General features: G+C 54.5%; 20 protein-coding genes, 2 tRNA genes and 1 pseudogene. 14 read left to right on the top strand and 9 right to left on the bottom strand.

Translation table 11 applies throughout. The features are described from left to right. The 8 genes from PREDE_RS03195 (at nt 1) to PREDE_RS14165 (ending at nt 7,071) form a co-directional block, all read left to right on the top strand. Entirely contained in the window at nt 1-423 is a 423-nt protein-coding gene (locus PREDE_RS03195) for a hypothetical protein (protein ID WP_005843379.1), read from the top strand. Then, nucleotides 396-1,598 (top strand): glycosyltransferase family 2 protein, encoded by a 1,203-nt coding sequence (locus tag PREDE_RS03190; protein WP_005843380.1) that lies wholly within the window; start codon nt 396-398, stop codon nt 1,596-1,598. The genes PREDE_RS03195 and PREDE_RS03190 overlap by 28 nt, the downstream gene beginning before the upstream one ends. A 37-nt stretch (nt 1,599-1,635) precedes the next feature. Next, complete coding sequence (locus PREDE_RS03185; RefSeq protein WP_235777460.1) at nt 1,636-2,115, top strand: GNAT family N-acetyltransferase; 480 nt, start codon at nt 1,636-1,638, stop codon at nt 2,113-2,115. Between the two features lie 87 nt (nt 2,116-2,202). Then, nucleotides 2,203-2,276, top strand: a tRNA-Asp gene (locus PREDE_RS03180). Between the two features lie 25 nt (nt 2,277-2,301). Next, nucleotides 2,302-2,375, top strand: a tRNA-Asp gene (locus tag PREDE_RS03175). Nucleotides 2,376-2,605: 230 nt separating this feature from the next. After that, nucleotides 2,606-2,902 (top strand): winged helix-turn-helix domain-containing protein, encoded by a 297-nt coding sequence (locus PREDE_RS03170; protein ID WP_005843385.1) that lies wholly within the window; start codon nt 2,606-2,608, stop codon nt 2,900-2,902. A 65-nt stretch (nt 2,903-2,967) separates the two neighbouring features. After that, nucleotides 2,968-3,291 (top strand): hypothetical protein, encoded by a 324-nt coding sequence (locus PREDE_RS03165; RefSeq protein WP_005843387.1) that lies wholly within the window; start codon nt 2,968-2,970, stop codon nt 3,289-3,291. A gap of 300 nt (nt 3,292-3,591) precedes the next feature. Next, a complete protein-coding gene (locus tag PREDE_RS14165; RefSeq protein ID WP_015298426.1) occupies nt 3,592-7,071 on the top strand; it encodes a hypothetical protein in 3,480 nt (1,159 codons plus the stop codon). 157 nt (nt 7,072-7,228) lie between these two features. On the opposite strand, the gene pyrF is transcribed toward PREDE_RS14165, so the two are convergent. The 7 genes and pseudogenes from pyrF to PREDE_RS03125 all read right to left on the bottom strand — a co-directional run bounded on the left by pyrF (nt 7,229) and on the right by PREDE_RS03125 (nt 13,975). Continuing rightward, complete coding sequence (gene pyrF / locus PREDE_RS03155; protein WP_005843393.1) at nt 7,229-8,056, bottom strand: orotidine-5'-phosphate decarboxylase; 828 nt, start codon at nt 8,054-8,056, stop codon at nt 7,229-7,231. Between the two features lie 7 nt (nt 8,057-8,063). Continuing rightward, complete coding sequence (gene prfA / locus PREDE_RS03150; RefSeq protein WP_005843395.1) at nt 8,064-9,179, bottom strand: peptide chain release factor 1; 1,116 nt, start codon at nt 9,177-9,179, stop codon at nt 8,064-8,066. Then, nucleotides 9,179-10,342, bottom strand: coding sequence for an AIR synthase-related protein (locus PREDE_RS03145; RefSeq protein ID WP_005843396.1), 1,164 nt, complete (start codon nt 10,340-10,342; stop codon nt 9,179-9,181). The genes prfA and PREDE_RS03145 overlap by 1 nt, the downstream gene beginning before the upstream one ends. 44 nt (nt 10,343-10,386) lie before the next feature. After that, nucleotides 10,387-11,133, bottom strand: coding sequence for a shikimate dehydrogenase family protein (locus PREDE_RS03140; protein ID WP_005843398.1), 747 nt, complete (start codon nt 11,131-11,133; stop codon nt 10,387-10,389). A gap of 40 nt (nt 11,134-11,173) precedes the next feature. After that, nucleotides 11,174-11,909, bottom strand: a pseudogene (gene ubiE, locus PREDE_RS03135) (bifunctional demethylmenaquinone methyltransferase/2-methoxy-6-polyprenyl-1,4-benzoquinol methylase UbiE). A gap of 9 nt (nt 11,910-11,918) precedes the next feature. Beyond that, on the bottom strand, nt 11,919-12,869 hold the full coding sequence (locus PREDE_RS03130) for a phosphoribosylaminoimidazolesuccinocarboxamide synthase (RefSeq protein ID WP_005843402.1): 951 nt from the start codon (nt 12,867-12,869) through the stop codon (nt 11,919-11,921). A 71-nt stretch (nt 12,870-12,940) separates the two neighbouring features. After that, nucleotides 12,941-13,975: a PhoH family protein gene (locus PREDE_RS03125; protein ID WP_005843403.1), complete on the bottom strand. Its 1,035-nt coding sequence runs from the start codon at nt 13,973-13,975 to the stop codon at nt 12,941-12,943. Between the two features lie 164 nt (nt 13,976-14,139). On the opposite strand from PREDE_RS03125, the gene PREDE_RS03120 reads away from it, so the two are divergent. Beyond that, nucleotides 14,140-14,982, top strand: coding sequence for a DUF5715 family protein (locus PREDE_RS03120; RefSeq protein WP_015298423.1), 843 nt, complete (start codon nt 14,140-14,142; stop codon nt 14,980-14,982). A gap of 2 nt (nt 14,983-14,984) precedes the next feature. Here the strand turns inward: PREDE_RS03120 and feoB are convergent, their stop codons facing one another. After that, a complete protein-coding gene (gene feoB, locus PREDE_RS03115; protein ID WP_015298422.1) occupies nt 14,985-17,486 on the bottom strand; it encodes a ferrous iron transport protein B in 2,502 nt (833 codons plus the stop codon). Nucleotides 17,487-18,064: 578 nt separating this feature from the next. Between feoB and PREDE_RS03110 the strand changes: the two genes are divergently transcribed. From PREDE_RS03110 to PREDE_RS03090, 5 genes are all read left to right on the top strand, one after another. Next, entirely contained in the window at nt 18,065-18,292 is a 228-nt protein-coding gene (locus PREDE_RS03110) for a hypothetical protein (RefSeq protein WP_235777461.1), read from the top strand. A 102-nt stretch (nt 18,293-18,394) separates the two neighbouring features. Continuing rightward, nucleotides 18,395-21,025 carry a fimbrillin family protein gene (locus PREDE_RS03105; protein WP_005843413.1) on the top strand — a complete coding sequence of 877 codons (2,631 nt, stop codon included), beginning with the start codon at nt 18,395-18,397 and terminating at the stop codon, nt 21,023-21,025. 145 nt (nt 21,026-21,170) lie between these two features. Continuing rightward, on the top strand, nt 21,171-21,440 hold the full coding sequence (locus PREDE_RS03100) for a hypothetical protein (protein WP_005843415.1): 270 nt from the start codon (nt 21,171-21,173) through the stop codon (nt 21,438-21,440). Next, a complete protein-coding gene (locus tag PREDE_RS03095; protein WP_005843417.1) occupies nt 21,427-21,699 on the top strand; it encodes a type II toxin-antitoxin system YafQ family toxin in 273 nt (90 codons plus the stop codon). Before PREDE_RS03100 ends, PREDE_RS03095 begins: the two co-directional genes overlap by 14 nt. A 490-nt stretch (nt 21,700-22,189) precedes the next feature. Continuing rightward, on the top strand, nt 22,190-23,194 hold the full coding sequence (locus PREDE_RS03090) for a DUF6261 family protein (RefSeq protein ID WP_005843419.1): 1,005 nt from the start codon (nt 22,190-22,192) through the stop codon (nt 23,192-23,194). A 439-nt stretch (nt 23,195-23,633) separates the two neighbouring features. On the opposite strand, the gene PREDE_RS03085 is transcribed toward PREDE_RS03090, so the two are convergent. Beyond that, the gene (locus PREDE_RS03085; protein WP_005843422.1) at nt 23,634-26,156 is read right to left on the bottom strand and encodes an ATP-dependent Clp protease ATP-binding subunit; all 2,523 of its coding nucleotides are present in this window, start codon (nt 26,154-26,156) and stop codon (nt 23,634-23,636) included. Nucleotides 26,157-26,245 lie beyond the last annotated feature (89 nt).

Below are 26,245 nucleotides of genomic sequence, written 5' to 3'. Positions count from 1 at the left end.
ATGAATCACACCCGCAACATTCTGTTGGCAGAGTTTCTGACCCTTGTCCTCGCTTGTCTCATCCCCCTGACGCTCTATGAAAACGACATTCTGCTGAGTGGTTCGTGGACAGCCGACACGACCCTGGACTATTATGCCGCCCTCTGTATGGAGCTGGTCACCATCTGCCTGATACCCTTGGCCCTGCGCCTGTTCCGTTTCGGCAGCATTCGCCGCAGGCTCACGGGCAGCCCTGCACCCAGTCTGACCCGGTGGGGCAGCTGCCGACTCATGATGATTGGACTCCCGATGGTGGCCAACACCTGGCTTTATTACCAGTTCATGAACGTGGCATTTGGCTACATGGCCATCATTGGCCTGTTGAGTCTGTGCTTCATTTATCCGTCCCATGCCAGATGCAATCAGGAAGTTTCCGCCCATTGAAGCTCTCGGTCATCATCGTAAGCTATAACGTCAAGTTCTATCTGGAGCAGTGTCTGCAGTCTGTAATGCGGGCCTTGCAAGGGATGGAGGCCGAGGTTATCGTCATCGACAACCACTCCCGAGACGGTTCCATCGAATATTTGTCGGAGCGTTTTCCGTCTGTCGTCTTCATGAGCAACAGTCATAATCTGGGCTTTGCCAAGGCCAACAACAAGGCCATCCGGCAAAGCCAGGGCGAGTACGTGCTGCTGCTCAACCCCGATACGATCGTGGGTGAGGAGGTGTTGCAGGCCTGTGTCGACTTCATGGACACCCATCCGCAGGCCGGCGGGGTAGGGGTGCGCATGCAGAAGATTGAGGGTTCCGATGCCTTGGAGTCGCGACGGGGCGTTCCCACCCCCATGACCTCTTTCTACAAGATGGTGGGACTCACCAAGCACTTCCCGCATCACCGCCGTTTTGCCAAATACTACATGGGGCACCTCTCCTGGGACGAGCCGGCCCAGATCGAGATTGTCAGCGGCGCTTTCTGTTTCCTCCGGCGCACGGCGCTTCAGGAGATAGGGCTGCTCGACGAAGACTTCTTCATGTATGGCGAAGACATCGACCTGAGCTACCGGCTGCTCAAAGCCGGATGGCAAAACTGGTACCTGCCCCTGCGCATCCTGCACTACAAGGGAGAGAGCACGCAGAAGTCCAGTTTCCGCTACGTGCACGTGTTCTACGAGGCCATGCTCATCTTCTTCCGCAAACACTATGGCAACCTGCGCCTGCCGCTCACCCTGCCAATTCAGTTGGGCATTTATGTCAAAGCCTCCATCGCCCTCTGCTCCACGCTGATGGTCAAGGCCCGGCGAAGCCTGGGATTTGTCAGTGTCCGCAGACAGGCAGACCCGCTCTATCACTTCCATGTCGCCCCCGAACACGAAGGACAATGCCGCCAGCTGGTGCGCAAGCACGCCCTGCGCAGCCTGTTCGACAGCCACGACACTACGCCCCCAAAGGAAGCGGATGCCGCCGGAAACGACTTGACCTATCTGGTCTACGACAGTTCACTGTTTACGTTCCACGAGATTCTGGAGTTCATGGCTGCCCGTCAGCAGGACAACGTCCGCATTGCCATCTTCAATCCTGCCAACAACACCATCATCACCGATGCCGAAATCCTGCAATAACACAGCCGATCAATTGCCCTACGTCGCCCTCAGAGCCATGGAGCCAGAGGATTTGGACACCCTTTACAGCATTGAAAACGACTTTGAACTGTGGAATGTGGGCTCCACTAATGTGCCTTATTCGCGCTATGCCCTGCACGAATACATTGCCAATGCCTCGGGCGACATCTATACCGACCGGCAGGTACGGCTCATGATAACCGGCAGTCGGGGCGAGACCATCGGCATCATCGACCTGGTGAATTTCAATCCCCAGCACCAGCGCGCCGAGGTGGGCATCGTCATCCAGAAGCTCTACCGCGACCAAGGCTACGGTCGGGCGGCCATGCACAGGCTCATAGACTATGCCCACAGCGTGCTCCACATCCACCAACTCTACGCGCTCATCAGCGTGGACAACGCCTCTTGCATCAAGCTCTTCGAGCATCTGGGGTTCCAAAAAGGTGTAGAACTCCGCGATTGGCTCTACGATGGAGACGTGTATCACGATGCTGTCGTGATGCAAACTTTTTTATGAAAAAAGCCGTGAATTGTTTGGCGGTACAGAGATTAATTGCTACCTTTGCAACCGCAAATCAGAAATGAGGTGCCGGAAAGCCCAAAAGGTGCGTTAGTTCAGCTGGTTAGAATGCCTGCCTGTCACGCAGGAGGTCACGGGTTCGAGTCCCGTACGCACCGCCTCTCACCTCATTTTTGTATGCAGGGTGCGTTAGTTCAGCTGGTTAGAATGCCTGCCTGTCACGCAGGAGGTCACGGGTTCGAGTCCCGTACGCACCGCAAGCCTTCGACGAACACGAAGGTTTTTTTATGCTCTTGCCGTTTGAGCTCGTAGGCAAAAACCATTGATTTAAATCAATAAATCAGGGTTTCGCACGCGAAAAGCTCCTAATCGCCTCATTTTCTTCACGTTTATGCTCTGTTAATCGCAGCAAAAACGCTAATTTTGTACCTAGAAAATCATAAATCGGTTAGTCATTCATTAGTTCATTTAATAGTTTCACTAAATCATGGCAGAAAAGAAAGCAGCAGAGAAGAAAGTTGCAGAAAAGACAACTGCAGCCAAGAAGAAGACAACGACCAAGAAGTCAGTAGCCAAGAAATCAGAAGTTTTGGTAGACGCCGAGAACGCCGGATTCCGTGCGGGCGACGTTTATCAGGCCCTGTCCGCAGTAGGCACCGCCCTGTCTGTAGCAGAGCTTGCCGAGAAGACCGGCAAGACAGAGGCAGAAGTTTTGCTCGGTATCGGCTGGTTGCTGAAAGAAGGCAAGGTGAAGGGCTTGGAGGGCAAGGTGGTTCTTGCCTAAGCACAGTTCGAGATAGAAGAGGGCCGCAGCTTGATGTTCCGTTGAGTTGCGGCCCTTTTTGGCCCATGAACGAAACCATCCTGCGCATACTGACCGAGGCCGGCGAACAAGGCATGTCGCTGCAAAAGCTCATTCTGCATGTCTACAATGCCAGCAACAGCTTTTTCCATCCCGTCGACTTGGACGAGGTGCGGATGCGTGTAGTCCAATTCCTGCGCACCAACAGCAGATACCCCAGCTCGCTCGTTGAGCACACCCAGCGCGGCATCTACCGTCTGAATCCCAACTCAGACCGTGCGCGGCAACTGCTGCTCAGTTTTGAGGAGACAGCCAAAGACACTGCCGACACAGTCCCCGATGCGCCTCTTGGCCCGTCATTGTTCGACTGAAAACAAAGCCGGCTTCGGCCGTCAATACGGTTCCTATCCACCCCACACGCCTTTTTTCGTCCGCGTCTACGCCTTTTTCCGCCCGTGTTTACGGCTTTATCAGCTCGCGTTTACGGGCTTTTCGGCTCGCGTTTACGCCTTTCTGACCGCATGATTCCCGTGCAATCGCAAGGCCAAACTGGCGGCAAGCCGTATCTATTTCTATTTTAAACGCATCGTCTCCCCATTTTTTTGCTATCTTTGCACCATGGCAACTCAACGGTGCCATCCTGAAAATATTAACAATCCAAACAAAAAGTTATGCCAAGAACCGTTACCTTTGCATTTTGCGCCTTGCTTACCATGTCGCTCTTTGCGATCAACCACCAGGCTGCCGCCGCCTCGCAGCCCGTGCACAACGTCTTGTTCGACAACGATGGCTCGGAGCAAAGCGTAGAAAGCCCTACCGAGGGCGTGATAACGGCCCGTTTCGTGGAGGAGGATGCCATGAAGGCGGACCTGCTGCAGATGCTGGCCAACTTCTCCGTCTACATGAAGAACGACTTCCAGCACTGTGCAACTGCCAACAGTCTGGGCGAGGCTTGCGGATGCTTCAAAGGCGAGAACACCATGGGCGGCAACGAGCAGGGCGTGAGGCCCAACGCTGATCTGTCCATGGTTTGCGCTTTCCTCGTCAAGTATGCCCGGGGGAAAGTGGTGCTGCCTGGCGGCGTTACCTGGGCCGACCTGGAGCAAATGGCCATGAAAAGCCTCGTCTTTGCCTACAGCACACACAAGGCCAACAGGCTGAAAACGTGTGCCGGCGGCGACTACTGGGGCTCCACCTCTGTGCGAGACCATGTGTGGGAAAGCTCGCTGTGGGCCATGTCGGTGGCCTACTCGGCCTTCTTCCAATGGGACAAGCTGTCGGACGAGCAGAAAAAACAGGTCTGCCAACTGCTGAAGGCCGAGTGCAACTACCAGCTGGAGCGCACCATACCCACGGGCTATGCAGGCGACACCAAGGCCGAGGAGAACGGATGGGAGGCCGACGTGCTGGCCGCAACCTTGGGCCTGATGCCGAATGACGAGCTGGCGCCCCGCTGGTTTGCCCGCTTGCGCGAGTTTGCCATCAACAGCTATTCGCAGAAAGACGATGCCAACGACATGACAGTCATCGACCCCGACTACGACAACGTCACGGTAAAAGACCTGTATCGTGGGCAGAACCTCTACGACGACTACACGCTCCAGAACCACAACTACTTTCATACTTCCTACCAGAATGTGGTCGTTCAAGAGTTGGGTGAGGCCGCCTTGGCGCTCAAGCTGTTCCAAACGGCAATGATTGGCCACGAGAAATGGAAGACAAACGCCCTCATGCACAACAACGACAAGGTGATGAAAGAGGTGCTTTATCACCTAGCACTGGCCGACGGCGAGCTGGCCATGCCCAACGGCAACGACTGGAGTCTGTTTCTTTATGACCAGATTACCAGCTACTCGACCAATGCCTGCTTCCTGCGCGACCCGCATGCACTGCTGCTTGAGAACCTGGCCTACAAGATGATCAAGGCGCGGCAAACCACTACTGCCGACGGCTCTTGGCTGTTGCGGGCCGACGTGGGCGCACGCCGCATGGGCGTCGAAGCCCATCGTGTCATGATGACCTGGCTCATGCACGAGCTCCTGCCCACGGCCTCGATAACGGCAACCGACTGGAACTGCTTCAACGAACAATATGGCGCGGCCAAGCTCTTCACGTCGCAAAACATTGTGCGGGCCGCGACCAACGACCGCTTTGTCACTTTCTCGTGGAGCAAGGGACTGCAAAGCTACACGGGATATATCGCGGCAAACTCGGTGGACAAAAATAAAATCATCGTGCCTTACAGGGCCAACAACACCGGAAACCTCATAGGATGGTACGAAGTGAGCGGCAAGAAAACCAACGCCACGCCCGTGGTGAGCGGCATCTATCAGTTGAAAGGCAACAGTTTTGCCATGAACGGCGAGCTCAACACCAATGAGGGGACGCTGAACAACCGATTTGCCATTTACGCCACACCCGGCAATGCTGTGATCTATTTGGACAATGTGCGTGCAAACGCCGATGCCGTCATCACGGCCGAAAAGGGCGGACTGACGGCCGTGAGCGTGGACGAGCTGACCAAGACCCGGCGGACGCTCTACACCGAGACGGGACACAGGCAGCTCGACGGGGCGGGCCTCTCCACGTTCAGCACGCCATGGGTCAACGTCGACAATGCGTTGGGCATTGTGCAGCTTGCCGCTGACGGGAAATACAAGGACATGGCTTTCGGCGATCGTAGCAACAACAACTCGATACTGACGGCCCGGCTCTATACGCTCTACGGTGCCGGCAAGCGGACTTGCCGGCGGAATGATGTGGTAGACCGCCGCGCCCTGGTCTATTACAGCAACACGACCGCCACCGGCACGCGGCGGCTTTTTGAAAAAGGCCGGCAGCTTGTCTGTCCGGAGGGATGGAACGGCGCCATGGCGGCCGACCCGGACAGCACGTTCTACCTGCTGCTGTGCAACTTTGCCAGCGACCAAAAATGCAAAATACAAAAGGTTGGCACGGCCTACGGGGCCCCGGTGTTCAACGTCGAGACCGACATTGAAGACGGAAAGGCCTCGGCCAGCTTTGTGGCAGAGGAGAATCACGCCATAACTGGCGAGCTCCGATTCTTCATCAGCGGCAAGAACGGAATAAAAGCCGTTCAGGATAAAAACTCGCCCAACGTTGTTTACCTGAAAAACCTGCAGGGCAACCTTGCGCCTGTGGACGTAGCAGCCATGGTGGGCCATGGGAAGGTGGTGCGCCGACGCACCAACATGGCCGGCACGCTGAAGCTCAGCATCGTTGACGGCAAGCTCTTGATAGAAGAAACCAACGAGTTTCCCGAAGATAAAGAAGAAGACCTCACCGTAGGCTACAACGACATTACGGTAAACCATATAGCCAACGCCTCGTTTGAAGAAGACGTGACCTATGGCGATGCGACTGGTCATGTGACAATAGGAGGCAACACCTACAGCCCGTGTTATGTGAACACGGTGCAGGCCAATGACAGCAGATGGCCCAACATCTTGCCCGTGAAGGGGTGGACGGCAGCCAACACACTGCATGGCGGTTCCAAGTTCTGCCGCATGTATTCCATGCCCTACAGCACCACGCTCTACTGTGCAAGTCCCGGCAACGTGGGCAACTATGTTGACCGCTGCCCACGCCCCATTGCCGATGGGGCGTGCGGCAACCGCACGCTCACCGTTCTCAACTCATGGGACAAGGGCGGAAATGCCATCACGCAGCAGACAAGCCTTGACAAGGGAAAGTATCGACTGCTCATGAATGCCCGCTATGTATGTACCAACGAAAGCCGGAACGACGGACAAACCGTTGTGAGTCAGGGAGGCAACGTGAACACATCGCTGACTGGAATCATCACGGCTGACAAGACTTTCTTCCAGTATCCCACGCAGCCCAGCACATGGCAGCAGCTGTGCTACGACTTTGAACTGGCTGAAAGACAACTGGTCACCATTTCGTTGGGATTTGGAACATCGGCAGCCGTCGGCGCGGCCAACAACAGTCTGCTCTACATTGACAATCTGAGACTGCTGGCTTCAAAGGACAACGAAACCGTCGGCATTCGAGAGTTGAGACACGGCGCCCCCGACAATGACTGCTACGACCTGCAGGGGCGCAGGGTTGGCGCTCCGCGGGCAAACGGCATCTACATCGCGAACCATAAGAAAATCGTGTTCAAGTAACAAACAGACAAGCTTTTGTCCGTTCTTTTTGCCGGTTGTTTCGGCTTTTGCTTCAGGCTTCTAAAATAATTGGGCGACAGGAAAAGGAACCTGTTGCCCAATTATTTTGGCAAGCGGGAAGCCACGGGAATGCCGTTTGGCATTTTCCGAATGAGCCTTAGCCCTGGATTTTAGACAGCTCTGCAGCCATCTGCTGTTGTAGCTCCCGTGCTTTCTGTCCTGCCATTTCCGCAAAGTCTTCTCCGTTTCCGGCATAAATGATGCCGCGGCTGGAGTTGACCAACAGGCCGCACTGACTGGTCATGCCATACCGGCACACCTCTTGCAGACTGCCGCCCTGGGCGCCGACACCGGGCACAAGCAGGAAATGCGACGGCACTACGCGGCGAATATCCTCGAACATCCGACCTTGGGTGGCGCCTACGACATACATCATGTTGTCTTCGTCGCCCCACGCCTGGCTCTTGCGCAGCACTTTCTCAAAGAGACGTTCGCCTTGTGCGTCCTCCGTAAGCTGAAAGTCGTGCGAGCCTTGGTTGGATGTCAAGGCTAGCAATACCACCCACTTGCCCTCGTAGGCCAGGAAGGGCTTCACGCTGTCCTCTCCCATATAAGGAGCCACAGTGAGAGCATCGAGATTGTACTCCTCGAAGAATGTGCGGGCATACATCGTGGAGGTGTTGCCAATGTCGCCGCGTTTGGCATCGGCGATGATGAGATGCTTGGGACATTGCTGTTTGAGATAGGCTATCGTGCGTTCAAAAGCAACCAAGCCTTTCACGCCCAAACTCTCATAGAAAGCCAAGTTGGGCTTGTAGGCCACGCAATAAGGGGCGGTGGCATCGACAATGCGCTTGTTGAATTCAAAAACAGGATCTTCGGCTGTCAGCAAATGAGTTGGGATTTTCTTGATGTCGGTATCCAAGCCGACGCACAGAAACGTCTGCTTGTCGAATATCTGTGCTACGAGTTGTTTGCGAGTCATGGGAGGGTTATAATTCGTTTTCTTTGAGTTTCTCTGCATTTTCGGCTACGGTGAGATGGTCTATCATGTCCTGAATGTTTCCGCCGAGGAAACCTTGCAGGTCGTGCGTGGTATAGCCGATACGATGGTCGGTGACACGTCCCTGCGGAAAGTTGTAGGTGCGAATCTTTGCGCTACGGTCTCCCGTGGAAACCAGACTCTTGCGGCGACTGGAGATGTCGTCGAGATACTTCTGATGCTCATGGTCATAGATATAGGTATAAAGACGGCTTAGGGCGCGCTCCTTGTTCTTGGGCTGGTCGCGCGTCTCGGTGCATTCGATGAGAATTTCCTCCACTTCGCCCGTATTGGGATTCTTCCAAGGATAACGCAGACGCACGCCGGATTCCACCTTGTTGACGTTCTGGCCGCCTGCCCCGCTCGAACGGAAAGTGTCCCATTTGATGTCGCCCTCGTTGATGTTGACCTCGAACTTGTCGGCCTCTGGAAGCACGGCTACGGTGGCCGCCGAGGTGTGCATGCGGCCTTGTGTCTCGGTGGCCGGCACGCGCTGCACGCGATGCACGCCGCTCTCATACTTCAACACGCCATATACATTGTCACCACTCACGGCAAAGTCTATCTCCTTGTATCCTCCTACAGCACCCTCCGAGACGCTGGTCACGCTCAGGTTCCAACCTTTCGAGTCGCAGAACTTCTTGTACATGCTGAACAAGTCGCCGGCAAACAGAGCTGCCTCGTCGCCGCCGGTTCCGGCACGAATCTCCATCTGTACGTTCTTGGCATCCTCAGGATCCTTGGGCACGAGGGCAATCTTGATTTCCTCTTCCAGCTGCGGCTGCAAAGCCTCATTGGCAGAAAGCTCTTCACGGGCCATCTCTTTCATGTCGGGGTCACTTTCGTTAGCCAAAATATCCTTGGCTTCGGCGATGGCGTTGAGACACTCCACATATCGCTTGCGGGCATTCATGATGTCGCCAAGATCCTTGTACTCTTTGGTCAGCTTGACGTATCGCTGTTGGTCGGCTATCACGGATGGGTCCGTAATCAGCGTTCCCACCTCTTCGTAACGGGCTTCCAGCCCGTCCAGCTTCTCTAATATGTTGTTGTTGCTGTCTGTCATTAATAATTGAATTCTCCAAATTCGGATATAATGGTTAATGAACGCTTTCCTTTTTCTATGTGTCCCACTATCTGGGCATCGATGTTGAAGCTCTTGCTCACGGCAATCACCTGTTCGGCCACTTCCGGCTGCACATAGACTTCCATGCGGTGCCCCATATTAAACACTTGATACATTTCTTTCCAGTCTGTGCCGGAGGCATCGTGAATAGCCTTGAACAGCGGAGGAACGGAGAACATATTGTCTTTCACAACACGGCAATCATCACCCACGAAGTGGAGCACCTTGGTCTGTGCGCCACCTGTACAGTGAATCATACCGTGTATTTCGGGCCGCAGCTCGTCGAGCAGTTTCTTGATGACTGGAGCATAGGTGCGGGTGGGGGAGAGTACCAGCTGGCCGGCATCCACCGGAGAATCCTCTACGGCATCCGTCAACCGGAACTTTCCACTGTAGACCAACTCATTGGGCACGGCGTGGTCGTAGCTCTCGGGATATTTCTTTGCTAAGTATTTGGCAAACATGTCATGACGGGCACTGGTCAGTCCATTGCTGCCCATGCCACCGTTATAGCGGTTCTCATAGGTGGCCTGGCCCGTGGAACTCAGTCCCACGATAACGTCGCCTGGACGGATATGGGCGTTGTCGATCACATCCGCACGTTTCATGCGGCAGGTGACGGTTGAGTCCACGATAATGGTTCGCACCAGATCGCCCACATCAGCCGTCTCTCCACCCGTGGGCCAGATGTCAATGCCCATACCCCGCATTTGGGTCAACAGCTCGTCGGTGCCGTTGATGATGGCACTGATGACCTCGCCTGGCACCAATGCCTTGTTGCGTCCGATAGTGCTTGAAACCAAAATCTTGTCCGTTGCACCTACACAAAGCAGGTCATCGGTGTTCATGACGATGGCATCCTGAGCGATTCCTTTCCACACGTTAAGGTCGCCTGTCTCTTTCCAATAGATGTAGGCCAGCGACGATTTGGTGCCGGCCCCGTCGGCGTGCATGATGTTACAGTAGTCGGGGTCGCCACCGAGTATGTCGGGAATAATCTTGCAGAAAGCCTGTGGGAAGATGCCCTTGTCAATGTTCTTGATGGCGTTGTGTACGTCTTCTTTCGCTGCACTTACGCCTCGCATCATATATCGGTTGTTCATATTTTCTTTGATTTATCAGTCTTGTTTTTCTTGTTCTGCCTCCCTTATTCCTTGCTGTTCCAGAACTCCCAGCTGGCAAAGGCTTGCAGCAGAAGCATTTCCAAACCATTCTTGACAGTTGCATTCTGGGCCAATCCCTTCTTCATGAATAGTGTCTCGTCCGGATTGTAAATCAAGTCGTAGAGCAGCGTGCGGCTGTCCATGGCTTCGTAAGGCAGATTGGGGCACTCGTCTGCATGAGGATACATGCCGCTTGGCGTACAGTTGACAATGACGTTGTACTCCTTGACAACGTCTGCTGTCACCTGCTCATAGCAGATGGTGTCTGGCCGCTCAAACCGACTCACTTTCACTGTTTCCAGCCCCAGAGCCTTAAGTCCAAAGTCGATGGCTTTCGATGCCCCGCCTGTCCCCAGCACCAAGGCTTTTTTGTGATAGGTTTCAAGCAAAGGCTCAATACTCTTGGTAAACCCTATGACATCACTGTTATAGCCTTTCAGGAGAGTCTTCTTGCCTTTGTGAATCACTTTGATGACGTTCACGGCCCCGATGGCCCTGGCTTCCGGACTCAGTGAGTCCAGATAGCTGATAACTTTCTCCTTGTAAGGAATGGTGACATTGAGGCCGCGCAGTCCGGGTGTTGTGTCGATAATCTCCTGAAACCCGTCTATGGTGGGAATTTCAAAGTTTTCGTAGACGGCATCAATGCCCTCGTTCTGGAATTTCTCATTGAAGTAATTAACAGAGAACGAGTGCATCAGCGGATAGCCTATCAGTCCATATTTATCCATCGTCTGTATACTTTATCAGGTGGGACTATTGTGGTTTGGGTTATTTTTCGGCGAAGTAGAGCGTACAGATGCCAAAGGTAAGTCGACGAAACGAAACCTTGCGGAACCCTGCCTTTTTCAGTATAGCCATCATCTCCTCTCCCTGCGGGAAAGCCTCAATGGTGGCCCGTGAGATAAGAATAGGCACTCTTGTCTTTCGAGATAAAACTGCCATAGACAGGCAAGAAAGTATGAGCATAAAACGTAAAGAGTGACTTCATTGGAAACGAGATGGGCCTTGTCAACTCGGCAATGCTCAGATGTCCGCCTGTCTTCAGCACACGGAACATCTCCCTGAGCCCTTGATCCAGATCCTCGAAATTACGAATGCCGAAGGCAGCGGTCACGGCATCGAATGTCTCGTCGGCAAAAGACATGTGAAGCGAATCCTCCCGACAGAACGAGATAACCTCGTCCAATCCCTCTGCTTTCACTTTCTTCTTTCCAATGGTCATCATCCCTTCGGAAATGTCAGCCCCTATTAGTTTCTCCGGTTTGAGCATCTTGGCTGCCAGTATGGCAAAGTCTCCCGTCCCCGTGGCTATGTCGAGCACGACCCGAGGGGCATAGGGCACCAGCTGTCCAATGGCCTTGCGCCTCCATGCCTTGTCAATGTTCCATGACAGACGATGGTTCAAGGTGTCGTAATTAGGGGCAATGTTGTCGAACATTTCCTCTACCAACGCCCCTTTGTCGCTCTTCTCGTCGTAAGGCTTGATTTCCTCTTGCTTATACATAAGGTGGGGTTACTTGCGGGAGGCAAGATAGTCCTTGACGTTTTTTTCTATGCGAGCTGCAATATCTCCTGCCTCTGCGGCTTTGTCGAACTTCTCTCCGGTGATGTGCTCGTAAAGTTCTATGTAACGATCCGACACGCTCTCGGCATACACATCCGTTATCTCGGGCATGGTCTGGCCTGGCTCGTTCATAAAGTTGTGCTCTATGAGCCATTGACGTACAAACTCCTTGGAGAGTTGTTTTTGGGGTTCGCCCTTGGCCAAGCGCTCCTCGTAGCCGTCAGCATAGAAATAACGGCTGGAATCGGGAGTATGTATTTCGTCTATCAGATAAATCTGATCGCCTTTCTTGCCAAACTCATATTTGGTATCCACAAGAATCAGTCCATGCTTGGCCGCAATCTCCTGGCCACGAGCAAAGAGCTTGCGTGTCCAGTCCTCAATGACGGCATAGTCCTCGGCCGACACGATGCCTTGCGCAATAATTTCTTCACGCGAAATATTCATGTCGTGACCTTCGTCGGCTTTCGTCGTCGGCGTGACGATGGGTTCGGGGAAACGCTCGTTCTCGTGCATGCCCTCGGGCAACTTCACGCCGCACAGTTCGCGACAGCCATCCTTATAGGCACGCCAAGCCGAGCCGGTGAGGATGGAGCGAATGATCATTTCCACGCGGAATCCCTCACACTTCACACCCACGGTCACCATAGGGTCGGGGGTGGCCAGTTTCCAGTTGGGGCAGATGTCGTTCGTGGAGTCTAAGAACTTGGCGGCAATCTGATTGAGCACCTGTCCTTTGAAAGGAATGCCCTTGGGCAGCACCACATCGAATGCAGAGATTCTGTCCGTGGCGACCATCACAATCAGGTCGTCGTCGATGTTGTAAACGTCACGTACTTTGCCGTGGTAAACACTCTTCTGTCCATCAAAATGGAAATCAGTATTCGTCAATGCTTTCATAAAACTGTATCCCCTCGTCTTCCCCTTATGGGGTACTTATACAGAGGGCTCCCATATTAAGTGATTGAATTTTAGTTTTCTGTGATGATATTGGTATCGAGCATCGGCACCTGGCTTTCGTGTGTGGGCCTTGTCCTTAGCCTGACTTTATTGGTCTTCTCCTGTTCCTGTTTTTTGTCGTAGGCATCGTAGGCTGTTACAATTCTTGTGACGAGTTTGTGACGCACGATGTCTTTCTGTGAAAGGTTCACCACCGATATGCCTTCAATGCCCGAGAGAATCTTCAAGGCTTCCTTGAGACCGCTCTTCTGTTCGTGTGGCAGGTCTATCTGGGTCATGTCGCCCGTGACGATCATCTTGGTGCTCCAGCCCATACGTGTCAGGAACATGCGTATCTGGGCGGGTGTCGTGTTCTGTGCTTCGTCCAGAATGACGATGGCGTCACTTAGCGTCCGTCCGCGCATGAAAGCGAGCGGGGCTATCTGAATGATACGCTTTTCCATCATCTCCTGTAGACGCGTGGCCGGAATCATGTCTTCCAGCGCATCGTAGAGGGGTTGCAGATAGGGGTCTATCTTGTCTTTCATATCGCCGGGCAGAAACCCCAGCTTCTCGCCGGCTTCCACAGCCGGCCGGCTTAGGATAATCTTTTTGGCCGTTTTCTCTTTCAGGGCTTTCACAGCCAGCGCAATGCTCAGATAGGTCTTGCCCGTACCGGCCGGCCCCACGGCAAATATCATGTCATTCTTCCCGAAAGCGTCTATCAGCTTCTGTTGGTTCTCCGACCGACCCTTGATGGGTCGCCCCGAAATGCTGTACACCAGCACGTCCGTTGCGGCATCGGCCTTGGTCTTATGTCCTTTCACAATGTCGAGGATATCTTCGTCCGAGATGGTGTTGTATTTTAGCACGTGCCTCCGCATATTCTCAATGCACTCTTCTATCCGTGCCATGTCCTCTTCGTCGCCTAGCACGCGAATCACGTTGTCGCGAGCCATGATGCGCAACTTGGGGAATAGGGATTTGAGCATCTGAAGATGACCGTTGTTTAGACCGTAAAAGGTCAGCGGGTCAATGTCTTCCAATACGATATGCTTCTCTATCAATGTATCTGTTCTTTTGAATAATGATGTGGAATATTGATGTTGCAAAGTTACAAGAAAATTGTGAATTGCAGGTTGATTTGGTGCGAAATCTTTCCGAAAGATTACCGTTTTTCCAATGTTTTTGTTTTGTTTTTCTTCCGATTTATGCTATTTTTGCACATGAAATGAAAATAACGAAAAGAAGATATTTAGAAGGATTTCTGGCCGTCACCTTGCTTCTGGCATTGGTCAGGTGTATTTTCCCCTCTGTGGCGGCCCACCGTTCTGCTGCCGGTGCCCTTTCGTCCACTGACTCCGGGTCTGCCACCGATTCCGATGCTATAGCAACGGCAGAAGCCTCCCAGCCGACCCGTCGCGACAGTATTGCCCTTGTACGCACGATACCTCATAGACAAGGGACATCGAGTTCACGTTTTTTCCATCCTGACGGCAGTCTTGTCAAAAACCGCATCTTGAGTGTTCCGGGCTATTCCAAGTCGTTCCCTGACCAGCAAGACGTGCAGTTTGCAGCCGCCAACAAGTGGGGCGTCAGCCCGGTGACCGACCGTGAGGAAGCCGAACGCCGCAAGACAGAGCTGGTGTATGTGGGCAGCAATCCGTATTTTCACGTCGATAAGCTTCGCAACAGCATTCCTTATCTCGTGCCGCGTGCCTCTGTATTGTTGCAGGATATAGGGCGCAACTTCTTCGACAGCCTGCAAATCAAAGGTATCCCCCTGCATAAACTCATCGTTACAAGTGTGTTGCGTTCCAAGTCCGACGTGGAGAAACTGCGCGGTCACAACGGCAACGCCACCCAAAACAGCTGTCATCTTTACGGTACCACTTTCGACGTGTGTTACAATCGCTACAAAACGGTCGAAGCACCGGGCGAGCAGCGTCGCGCCGTGCGCAACGATACGCTGAAGTATGTGCTTGCCGAAGTGTTGCGCGACATGCGCGAATCGGGACGGTGCTACATCAAGTACGAGGTGAAGCAGGGGTGCTTCCACATCACCGTGAGATAGGGCTACAGCAACAGTCGCCCTATCTGGAACACTACTGCCGACACCATCCAAGCCAAGCCCGTGGTGTAGCCGGCTGCAAAAAGTGCCCATTTCCATGAGCCTGTTTCGCCCTTGATGGCTGCGATTGTGGCAATGCAAGGGAAGTAGAGTAGTACGAATAGCAGGAAGCAGTAGGCCGTCAGTGTGGCAATGGGCACCACTTCATCCATGGTCATTCCGTGCATCTGGGCCAAGTCGGCGGTCATCTGCTGGCGCAGTTTTTCGTATTTCCCGTTTTCGTCATTATAGCTGTTGTCATCCGAAAAGCTGTCGTCGTTGGAATAGAGCACGCCCATCGTTGAGGCCACTATTTCCTTAGCCCCTACACCGGCTATCAGCCCGATGTCGAGTTTCCAGTTGAAACCCTGCGGCTGGAAGAGGGGTTCCACGGCCTTGCCAATGTGTCCGATGTAGCTCTGCTCCTGCTGTTGCTGTTGGTCGAGCTGGTCGTTGTGAGGGAAATAGCCCAGTGCCCAAACGATGATGCTGGCCACCAGGATGATTCCTCCCATTTTTTTCAGATACTGTTTGCCCTTTTCCCACGTATGGCGTAGTAGGGCCTTGGTGGTGGGAAAGCGGTAGGGTGGCAGCTCCATCACGAATGGCGTGTCCTCACCCTTGACCATAAACTTGGTGAAGAGTTTGCTCATTACTACGGCCATCAGTATGCCGATGAGATAGAGCGAGAGCATGACGAGCCACTGCATGCGCAGCCCGAAGAACGTGCCCACAATCATGATGTAGATGGGGATGCGGGCTTCGCAGCTCATCATGGGCAGGATGAGCATAGTGACCAACCGCGAACGCCGGCTCTCGATGGTGCGTGTGGCCATCACTGCCGGCACATTGCAGCCGAAGCCCATGATGAGCGGGATGAACGATTTGCCGTGCAGGCCCATCTTGTGCATCAGCTTGTCCATAATAAAGGCTGCCCGCGACATGTAGCCGGAATCCTCCATGAACGAGATAAACAGGTATAGAATCAGAATTTGCGGCAGGAATACGATAACCGCACCCACGCCGCCCAGCACGCCGTCGATGAGCATGGCTCTGACCGGGCCCTCGGGTAAAAACTGGCCGAGCAAGCCCCCCAGCCACTCCACGCCGGCCTCTATCCAGTCCATGGGATAGGCCCCCAGCATGAAAGTGGCGAAGAACATGATGCCCAACATGAGGATAAAGATGGGGAATCCCACAAACTGATTGGTCAGAATACGGTCGAGCAGATGGGTAACTTGGTAGGTGTCCTCCTTGTTGCCCGTCTCGTATTGGGCTTCCTCCAGCGCACCGTGGATGAAACCGTATTTGGCATCCATGATGGCAGTCTCTGAGTCTTCTTTGGTCTCTTCCTTGACACGGCGGGCCGCCTCATCCCTGTGGCTGAATATCTCGGCGGCATCGGGCAGCGTGCGCACATAGTTCTCCACCTCGCTGTCGTTCTCCAGCAGCTTGATGGCCAGGTAGCGGGTGGAGTAGCGTTCGCGCAAGGCGCGCTCCATTTTCAGGTGTTCCTGTATCTCCTGAATGCCGTGTTCTATCTCGTGTCCGTGGTTGATGTGGATGTGCCGGTAGTGGGGGTCTTGATCCTCGGCGCTCTCATAAGCCTTGATGATGGCTTGGAACAGTTCGGGCACTCCCTTGCCCGAGGTGAAGACTGTGGGCACCATAGGCACGCCGAACAGGCGCGAGAGCGTGTCAATGTCGACGTGGTCGCCGCGTCGCTCGGTCTCGTCAAACATGTTCAGGGCCACCACCATGCGCACGTGCATGTCGATGAGCTGAGTAGTAAGGTAAAGATTGCGCTCCAGATTGGAGGTGTCGATGACGTTGATGACCACGTCGGGCGTCTTCTCTACCAGCTGCTTGCGCACGTAGAGTTCCTCGGGCGAGTAGGCCGAGAGCGAGTAGGTGCCGGGCAGGTCCACCAGATTGAACTGGTAGTCGCCGAAGACGGCATGCCCCTCTTTGGCATCCACGGTGACGCCCGAGTAGTTGCCCACGCGCTCGTGTGCGCCCGACGCAAAGTTGAAGAGCGATGTCTTGCCGCAGTTTGGGTTGCCCACGAGGGCCACATTGATGACCCGGCTCTCGCTTCTGGCTGCCGCCAGCATCTGCTCGTCGGTCAGGGGTTGGGTGGAAGCAGCGGCCGGACTGGCTTCTGCCTGTGGGGCTACGCCTGACGGTGCCGTAGCTGTGGCATCCGAGTTTGTGCTGCGGTGCATCTGCTTCTGGCGGGCCTCGTCTTCGGTGATCACTTCTATCATTTCCGCCTCGCTATGGCGCAGACTCACCTCGTAGCCCATAATCTTATACTTCACAGGGTCGTGCAGTGGGGCGTTGAGCAGCACCTCCACTCGCTTTCCACGGATGAATCCCATCTCAACCACTCGTTTGCGAAAGCCGCCATGTCCTGTCACCTTGACAATGATGCCACTCTCACCCGTATGCAATTCTGATAATTTCATGTCTCCTTGCTTTGCATGATTACAATGCAAAATTACGAAGAAATCACGGCACAGAGTCGGGTTTTCACCGATGGAATCACGAGAATACCTAAAAATGGGGATGCAGGAATTGAGAAGTATATATAAGAGGTGTGGGGCATAGCCTTTACATGTGAGTTTTTTAATTTTTCCCGGCTTTCTCTTGCCCGTTTCGCAAACATTCGTTAACTTTGCATCGCATTTATCGCAAAATATGTCCACCATTAAGAGATACAACAGAGCTGAAGAGGCGCAGGGAATCGCAAAATTTCCTGCAAATTTTTCGTCGAATTATTTGGTAGTTCCAAATAATTTGCTACTCTCTCTCTCTCTCTCTCTCTCTCTCTCTCTCTCAAGCCACTGGCGTAACCTCTCTCTAAAACATACACGTGTACGCGCGCGAGGTGAACCTCGCGCAACCCCAATAGGCAAAGGACTCCCCGGAGTTTCCTTTGCCCAACTTTTTGTGCTCTTTTCGCAGCCGGACGAAAAGGGAAATAAGCAGCTTTTAAGCACTTTAAAAAGCAAGTTAAATCCAAACTAAAATGAAGCGTATAAACATGAAAACAAAAAAAGAGCAGGACGGGCACAAGCGGTTTTATGTCTGCCCAGAGTGCGAAATCATCGTCGTGGAGAACGAAAACGCCATCCTTGTCGGCAGTCCGCCCATCAGCACAACTCCCATCGTAGTTCCTCCCGGGGTTGATAACAATGACACGAATTTGGACGACGAAAACAATGGCGTGCCAGCCAAACAATTCGAGCCTTGGAAGTGGGACGAGGAATAGTCCTGCTTCGGTGAGCCTAAACGGCTGACAGGCCAACAGAATGCCTGATGGCAGCAGAGGACAAAGAAGAAAACTCAAGTAAAATCATTGAAAAACGGAAGTATGAAAACAAAATGGAATAAATATCCCCCATTCAGCGTTGCCGTGCAGGCGCTGTCTCTCGCAGTCCTGCTCATGGTCGTCTCGTGCGCCGACAAGGATCTGCCCGATGAGGGCAATTCGCAGGAAGAACAGGGCATGGAGATGACATTCGATGTGCGCGATGTGCAGGATGCTCCCGAGGCTGATATGGAAACAGGAGACCCTGAAACCCGTGCAGGAAAGGCGAAAAGTGCCTACCCCATTGGGAAAATTGATGTAGAGGACGGCGACAGCCTCTGCCTGATAGAAACCACCGTGGATGGTGTGAACCCCGTGAAGCGCGACAGCAATGAGGTGATAACCCGCGGCACTGTCAAGACATCCATCGATGCCGATTTCGGGATGCACGCATACAGATACACACCCGTCAGTTGGTATTTTTATAATGAACGGACACGTCCTAACGGACGGACATATAAAACTTATCGATGGAAAAACGGCATCGGAGCATTGAGATTCAGAGGCTACTATCCGTATAGCACCGGAGCAGGGGCTAACGCGGACATCGTTCCCACGGGCGACTATATCGACTTTACGGTAAATCCGAGCGTGCCAGCCCAGAAAGACCTGATGCTGGCACTTTCAGACAAGATTACCTACAACAACAGTGGCGTGGCCCCGGCAGTACCGCTTCGATTTCATCACTGGCTGACGGCCGTGAAGTTTGCCGTGGGCGAAAACCTGTCATGGAACTGGACCATCAACAAGATCGAGATTCTCGGTGCCAGCAGCAAGGGGCGGTTTCAATATGGTGTGGGATGGAAAGGGCAAAATACTCCACGAACGTTTACCCTCAGTGGCGTGAGTCTTTCCACTGCCAAGGCCGTCAACAGTGAGATTACCGGTCCCAACCACACTTTCCTGATGATACCGCAGCAACTGACCGGCAGAGGTGTCAAGGCCAAAATCTATTTCACCAACGGCAAGGCCATCACAGCCACGCTCAAGGGCGAGTGGAAGCCGGGAACCACCAAGACCTACAAGCTATCGAACAGCTCGACGAGCAACTGGGACTGGCAACTCACGGCCTCCTCTCCGGCCGTCGTCCCCTACAACTCGAATGTTACCGGAGCCTACGGCATAACCAGTTATCGCCGCGCCACTGACGGCACGGTACAGCCCGTGCCATGGAAAGTGGAAAGTTATTACTATGACGGATCATGGAAAGCCACGCCGCCCGCCTGGCTCACAGGCCTGACAAAATCGAGCGGCAACGGCGGAACAGCGGCCGAGCAAGGCGTGGGGACACTGACCGTCGATGTAGTAGATAGGCTAGCCCTGCGCATTCAGAAGATGAAGAATTCGCCGGCAAAAGGTGCCCCGGGAGCATATTACGACCTCTCCACCCACGACATCAAAGGCAACGCTACGCCGCGGAACTCGGCCAACTGCTATGTCATTTCTTCGCCGGGCTACTATCAGCTGCCGCTTGCTTACGGCAATGCCATCAAGAACGATGGCGCCAATGCCGTCGCCTATGCCAGCCATTCTTCGAGCGGAAACCATTGCCTGTGGCATTTTCGAGACCACAACGACCAGGCCATCAACAATCCGTGGATTGCCGGAAAATACCAGGCCGCAGGCGCCTATGTGGCGTGGGCCGACGAAACGAGCCTTGTGCGCAATCTTGCCATCACCCCCGACAAGCTCTTCCTCCAGTTCCAGGTAACCCAGGCCGATATTCGGCAGGGGAATGTGGTGCTGGCAGTAACCGACGCTTCGGGCACCACGCTGTGGAGCTACCACCTGTGGTTTGCCCCCGACGATGTGCTCGATAAAATACCCGTCACCAACAAACAGGGTGTCGTGAATCATTTCACGAAAGAGACCCTCGGGTGGAAATACACCCAGTGGACGGGCACTTCTTACGAGGCCACCCGAAGCGTGGGCGTGGCAGTGAGGCAACTCGGAGGCCCCAGAAAAGTTGCCATGATCTGGATTCACCAGGCTCCCGCCCTCATCAGTGCCAAAGGCTACGCAGTGCTTTACCAATGGGGTCGCAAGGACGCTTTCCCCAGTGCCGTGGTGGCAGAGGGAACCATTGTGCGCCGGCAAGGCGGAGTAACTTTTGCCAATCAAATCAAAAATCCCCGCGTGTTCTATATACAAGGAAACGAGGGCGACTGGCACCCCGCAAACGAGTACGACAACCTGTGGTCGGCCGACGATCCGGCACAGGACGGCCCTTACAACAATACCATTGTCAAGACCGTTTACGACCCGTCGCCTGTCGGCTGCAAGGTTCCGCCGAGGATGGCCTTCACCGGTTTCTCCAAGCATGGAGGCAATTTCAACGGCCGGCCGGATCTGTTCAATGTCGTGGACAACTCCGCAGCAAGGTTCAACGCCATTCAAGGCTATGAGTTTTACAACGCCCCCTCTTCTCCTACCGCTACAATATACTTTCCAACGACCGGTTACCGTGGAGACGATATGGGCTATGGCGGCGGAACGACCCACTTCTGGGTATGGACGGCCAATGCGAACTACAGGCATAGCGGAACCTGCCTGTGGGGAATGAGGGACGCCCTGTGGCCGCAAAGCATTGTTGCCCGAGGTTTCGGAATCGGCATACACCCCGTGGCGGAGTAATTCCTGATAATACCCCAATACATCGCTCTTTGACATACTGACACACACGACGGAAACGAATCGTTGAAATAATCAGGAGAAAGACTTGGACTTTCCGCTTATTTGTATTACATTTGCATGCAACATAACAAGAAAGGACAGGAATATGGAAACGATGACAGTAAGAAAGTCGGCTTCGTTTAGGTTGAACGCCGACCTGCTTGAAACGCTGAAGCGGCATGCCAAGGCCGCCAACCGCAGCCTGAACAACTATGTGGAGAGTGTGTTGCTCGATGCCATGTACCATGAGCCGAACGAGGAAACGAAGGCTGCCATTGAGGAGGCCCGGTCGGGGAAGCCCGCTGCCGGCACACTCGACCTCTCCAATTTTGACGCCTTTGTGAAATCAATAGAAGAGATGGATGAAAAAGGTTGACTACAGTACGAAAGCCAAGAAAGACCTCAAATGCTATAGAAGCAAGCCTCATGAATTGGCAGAGCTCTTCAAAGTGCTGAAAATGCTGGCTCGTGAACAAAAACTTCCTGCGATTTATCATCCTCATCAGTTACAAGGCGAATACGAGGGTTGTATGGAGTGTCACGTCAAAAGCGATTTCCTGCTCATCTGGATAGATGAGGATTTATCAACCATACGAGTGCTGAGAGTAGGCAGCCACTCCGAACTTTTTAGATAATCCTTGGATTTTTGTCCCACGCCCTTGAATGGAGCGTGGGACGGTTGTTTTCTCCCCGTTGCCAAGATTTTCGTTTTCCGTCGTGTGTGGTTCGTCCCCAAGGTGTTCACCCCCCGACGATGTTGCGGACACACAGGGCTTGTGTCCCTACGTTGTGCGGCGCATGGGGAATTGAAAGACAACGCCCAAATCACACCGGATTCAAAAAAGACAACGAACAACAACCGAAAACAACGCTGCGCCGCGGTATTGCCGTTGTTATGAGTTGTTATCCGTTGTCTTTTTCAACCCACTAAAAAATGGGAAGTGAACGTTGACGGCCGTCGATTCGTCCAAGACAACGGGAAGTGAACGTTGACGGCCGTCGATTCGTCCAAGACAACGGGAAGTGAACGTTGACGGTCGTCAATTCCTCCAAGACAACGGATTGGGCGTTTTTCCCACGGGAAAACGATACAAAATATTTTTTAACCCTTAAGACCAAAAAACTATGACTGAAGAAATTGTAACTATCAGACTAGCGGGCATCAACAACGGTGCGCACTACAACTTCATGAGCAACGTGGCCGAGAAGGCGAAGGCCGACGAGGCTGTGTACGGCAAGGCCAAGTCGCAGACCGACGCGCTGGTGTCGGCCCTTGCGCAGGAGAACGAGGACCTGATGCTGAGCCGCAAGAGCGCGCTGAGCGACACGATTGCCGAGGCCGACCGTCAGCGCGATGCCTACTACCGCGGCTATCGCAACGGCGTACGGAGCTTCCGCTCGTTCCCCGCGGGGGCGCAGAAGACGGCGGCGGACACGCTGTGGCAGCACATGACGGACCATGGCATCGAGCCGAAGATGCAGCTCGACCGCGAGACGGGCCTGCTGACCAACCTCGTGGAGGACCTTCAGGGTCGTCTGGCCCCGCAGGTGGCGGCTCTCGGGCTGAAACCTTTCGTTGACGGGATGAAAGCGGCCAACGAGACGGTTCGCACGTCGCTCTCGGGGCGCGACACGGAGCAGTCGGGACTGACGCTTGGTGCCCTGAAAGCCTCGCGTGCGAAGACCGACGAGGCCTATCTCTCGCTCGTGCGTCGCGTCAATGCGCATGCCGAGATAGAGGGCGCGGGTGACTACTTCGCGTTCATCACCTACGTGAACGAGCAGATCAAGCGTTTCAAGGAGCAGGTGCTGCCCTCGGGAAAAGGTTCCGGCAAAGGTACGGGTTCCGGCAAGGGCTCGAAAGGTTCTGGAACAGGCAAGGGCTCCAGCAAGGCATCCATCAAGAAGCAGCTGTCTCTGCTCATCCCTGCTTTCGAGACAGCTCAGGGGCTGGCTGCCGGCTCGCTGGCGTATGCCGGTCACACGGGCGAGCTGCCGGACGGCACGAAGCTCTATCTGCTCTACGTGGACGGCAACCCCGACAACTTCGTCTGGGTGAAGATCGACGGCGACCACTTGTCCAAGGTGGACTATCTGGCCGGGGCAGGGAAGCCGGGCGGCGTGAAATAGGATATACTCAATATATCATGTTTTTATAATATCTCTTTTTTGCGCGGACTGTGTCGTGAGACACGGCCCGCGATTCTTTTAGACAGAACAACATATTTGGACATATAGCTGCGCGATGGAAAGGGGCACGCCGATTCCATGCGTGGTAATTTCTCAAAGATTCCATGCACGGCTTTTTCTCACAGATTGCACGGATTTCACAGATGCTGCGCGGAGAGTGCGACATTGGGTTTTAGCGTAGGGGCTGGCCTCCATGCAGACCCGTATGCCCGTCTGGGCATTCAAGTCCAGGTATCTGTCAGCTCCGTTCGCATTCCTTTGGAACGTTTGGAACAAACGGTTCGGGCCGGCACAAAGGCCGACCCGAACAGAGATGCTACAAATTGTCTGTATTTCTATAAAGACGATACAAGGATGACTCCTTTTGGAATATATCGCGTTACAGGATGGTCAGCTCCTCGGCATTCGGAGCCTTGTCGAGCACCAAGGTGCCATCGGGCGCTTCGCCCGAGAGAATGCGTTCGCAGAGCTTGTCCTCGACGTAGGTCTGGATGGCCCGCTTCAGTGGCCGGGCGCCAAACTGCACGTCGTAGCCCTTGGTAGCCACAAACTCCTTGGCCTCGTCGGTGAGCTGCACGTGGTAGCCCAGTTCCCCGATGCGCTTGTAGAGGTCGCGCAGCTCCAGGTCGACAATCTGCTTGATGGCGTTCAGGTCGAGCTGGTCGAAAGTGATAATCTCGTCCAGACGGTTCAGGAACTCGGGCGAGAACTGCTTGCTCAGGCTCTTCTGAATCACTGACCGCGCATATTCCTTGTCCCGTTCGTTCATGTTGGCCACGTTGGAGATACCGCCGGCATTGAAGCCCACGCCGTGGCTGAACTCCTTGAGCTGGCGCGTGCCGGCATTCGAGGTCATGATGATGACCGTGTTGCGGAAGTCGACCGTGCGCCCGTTGCCGTCGGTGAGCCGGCCTTCGTCGAGTGCCTGCAGCAACAGGTTGAACACATTGCCGTGGGCTTTCTCAATCTCGTCGAGCAGCACGATGGAGTAGGGATGACGGCGCACCTGCTCGGTGAGCTGCCCGCCCTCTTCGTAGCCCACGTAGCCCGGGGGCGCACCGATGAGGCGCGACACGTTGAACCCCTCGGTGTACTCACTCATGTCGATGCGGATGAGTGCATCCTGGGAGCCGAACATCGTTTCGGCCAACTTCTTGGTGAGGTAAGTCTTGCCCACACCCGTGGGTCCCAGGAACATGAAAGCGCCGATGGGGTGGTTGGGCGCACGAAGCCCCACGCGGTTGCGCTGTATGGCCCGCACTATCTTATCGATGGCCTGATTCTGGCCAATGACACAGCCCTTGAGCGTGTTGCCCATGTTGCGCAGCCGCTCGCCCTCACCCTCGGCAATGCGCTGCACGGGCACGCCGGTCATCATGGCAATAACCTCGGACACCTCTTTCTCGGTCACCTCCTGGCGGCTGTCGGCGTCGGCCTGCTGCCACTGCTGCTGCATGTGTTCGAGCTGTTGTTCCAGCTCGGTCTGCTTGTCGCGGTGGCTGGCGGCCAGCTCGAAGTTCTGGTTGGCCACGGCCTGCTGTTTCTGTTCCTTGACCTGCTCTATCTCTTTCTCCAGTTCGACGATGGGCGTGGGCACTTCGGCATGTTGCAGATGCACACGCGAACCCACCTCGTCGAGGGCGTCGATGGCCTTGTCGGGGAAGCAACGATCGGTGACATACCGCTCGGTGAGCTTCACGCAGGCCTTGATGGCCTCGTCGGTATAGGTCACGTGGTGGTGTTCCTCGTAACGTCCCTTGATGTTGTCGAGTATTTTCAGGGTCTCGTCGGCCGTGGTCGGCTCCACGAGCACTTTCTGGAAGCGGCGTTCGAGCGCCCCGTCTTTTTCGATGGAGTTGCGGTACTCGTCGAGCGTCGTGGCGCCGATGCACTGAATAGTGCCGCGGGCCAAGGCCGGTTTCATGATGTTGGCAGCATCCATGCTGCCCGGTGTGGATCCGGCTCCGATGAGGGTATGAATCTCGTCGATGAAGACGATGATGTCGGGATTCTGCTCCAGCTCCTTGAGTAGGGCGCGGATGCGCTCCTCGAACTGGCCGCGGTATTTGGTACCTGCCACGATGGCAGTCATGTCGAGGCTCACCACACGGCGGTTGAAGAGCACGGGCGACGTGAGGCGGCGCGACACCAACTGGGCCAGTCCCTCCACAATGGCGCTCTTGCCCACGCCGGGCTCGCCAATGAGGATGGGATTGTTCTTCTTGCGACGGCAGAGTATCTCGGTGACACGCTGAATCTCTTTCTCGCGGCCTACCACGGGGTCGAGCTTGCCTTCGAGGGCGGCCTGGGTGAGGTCGTTGGAGAACTTGTCGAGCACAGGCGTCTTGCTGCCGCCTTGTTTTTGTGCGGTGGCCGTCTGCTGCGACCTGCCGTCGGTGCCTCCGCCCCCCGACATTTCAAACTCGTCCTCGCCGTCGTCGGGCAGCCCGAGGCCGTCGGTCGTGGGCTTCTTCTGCAACAGCTGCATGGCCCGCTCGTAGTCCAGGCTGTTCTGCTCCAGCACCTCCTTGGCGCCGTTGTCCATCTGGTCGTGGAGGATGGCCAGCAGCAGGTGCTGCACATCCACCGTCTGGGTGTGCTGGATGCGGGCTTCGAGCACGGCCAGCTTCAGAATGTTGCTGGCCCGGTCGTTGAGCACGAGCTCGCTGGTGTGGAGCGGAGCATCCTGCTCGTCTTTGCGCACGCGTGCCTCAAGTTGCTGTTTGATATGTTGAATGTCGAGTTCCAATCTGCCGAAGAGGTCGGCCACGACCCCGTTTTTTTCTCTGAGGATGCCGAGCAACAGGTGTTCCGGCCCCACAAAGCTGTTGGCCAGGCGTGTCGCCTCTTCCCTGCTGAAAGCGAGAATCTCTGATACCTTGGGTGAAAACTGGCTGGTCATATATCTTCTCCTTTTACCTTTTTGTTTATTCTGAATCGTAAAGCTATCCTGCAATCATTGTGCCAAAGTTGGGAGCCGTGCGTGCTTTA

Source organism: Prevotella dentalis DSM 3688 (assembly GCF_000242335.1).
GTDB classification, from domain to species: Bacteria; Bacteroidota; Bacteroidia; order Bacteroidales; family Bacteroidaceae; genus Prevotella; species Prevotella seregens.
Note: the sequence above shows the minus strand (reverse complement) of the source record. Positions and strands in the feature narration are given on the sequence as shown.

Excerpts from the sequence above, each read along its gene's own strand:
- PREDE_RS03195 (WP_005843379.1), top strand. The coding sequence starts at position 1 with ATGAATCACACCCGCAACATTCTGTTGGCAGAGTTTCTGACCCTTGTC.
- PREDE_RS03190 (WP_005843380.1), top strand. The coding sequence starts at position 396 with ATGCAATCAGGAAGTTTCCGCCCATTGAAGCTCTCGGTCATCATCGTA.
- PREDE_RS03185 (WP_235777460.1), top strand. The coding sequence starts at position 1,636 with ATGGAGCCAGAGGATTTGGACACCCTTTACAGCATTGAAAACGACTTT.
- PREDE_RS03170 (WP_005843385.1), top strand. The coding sequence starts at position 2,606 with ATGGCAGAAAAGAAAGCAGCAGAGAAGAAAGTTGCAGAAAAGACAACT.
- PREDE_RS03165 (WP_005843387.1), top strand. The coding sequence starts at position 2,968 with ATGAACGAAACCATCCTGCGCATACTGACCGAGGCCGGCGAACAAGGC.
- PREDE_RS14165 (WP_015298426.1), top strand. The coding sequence starts at position 3,592 with ATGCCAAGAACCGTTACCTTTGCATTTTGCGCCTTGCTTACCATGTCG.
- pyrF (WP_005843393.1), bottom strand. The coding sequence starts at position 8,056 with ATGACTCGCAAACAACTCGTAGCACAGATATTCGACAAGCAGACGTTT.
- prfA (WP_005843395.1), bottom strand. The coding sequence starts at position 9,179 with ATGACAGACAGCAACAACAACATATTAGAGAAGCTGGACGGGCTGGAA.
- PREDE_RS03145 (WP_005843396.1), bottom strand. The coding sequence starts at position 10,342 with ATGAACAACCGATATATGATGCGAGGCGTAAGTGCAGCGAAAGAAGAC.
- PREDE_RS03140 (WP_005843398.1), bottom strand. The coding sequence starts at position 11,133 with ATGGATAAATATGGACTGATAGGCTATCCGCTGATGCACTCGTTCTCT.
- PREDE_RS03130 (WP_005843402.1), bottom strand. The coding sequence starts at position 12,869 with ATGAAAGCATTGACGAATACTGATTTCCATTTTGATGGACAGAAGAGT.
- PREDE_RS03120 (WP_015298423.1), top strand. The coding sequence starts at position 14,140 with ATGAAAATAACGAAAAGAAGATATTTAGAAGGATTTCTGGCCGTCACC.
- feoB (WP_015298422.1), bottom strand. The coding sequence starts at position 17,486 with ATGAAATTATCAGAATTGCATACGGGTGAGAGTGGCATCATTGTCAAG.
- PREDE_RS03110 (WP_235777461.1), top strand. The coding sequence starts at position 18,065 with ATGAAAACAAAAAAAGAGCAGGACGGGCACAAGCGGTTTTATGTCTGC.
- PREDE_RS03105 (WP_005843413.1), top strand. The coding sequence starts at position 18,395 with ATGAAAACAAAATGGAATAAATATCCCCCATTCAGCGTTGCCGTGCAG.
- PREDE_RS03100 (WP_005843415.1), top strand. The coding sequence starts at position 21,171 with ATGGAAACGATGACAGTAAGAAAGTCGGCTTCGTTTAGGTTGAACGCC.
- PREDE_RS03095 (WP_005843417.1), top strand. The coding sequence starts at position 21,427 with ATGAAAAAGGTTGACTACAGTACGAAAGCCAAGAAAGACCTCAAATGC.
- PREDE_RS03090 (WP_005843419.1), top strand. The coding sequence starts at position 22,190 with ATGACTGAAGAAATTGTAACTATCAGACTAGCGGGCATCAACAACGGT.
- PREDE_RS03085 (WP_005843422.1), bottom strand. The coding sequence starts at position 26,156 with ATGACCAGCCAGTTTTCACCCAAGGTATCAGAGATTCTCGCTTTCAGC.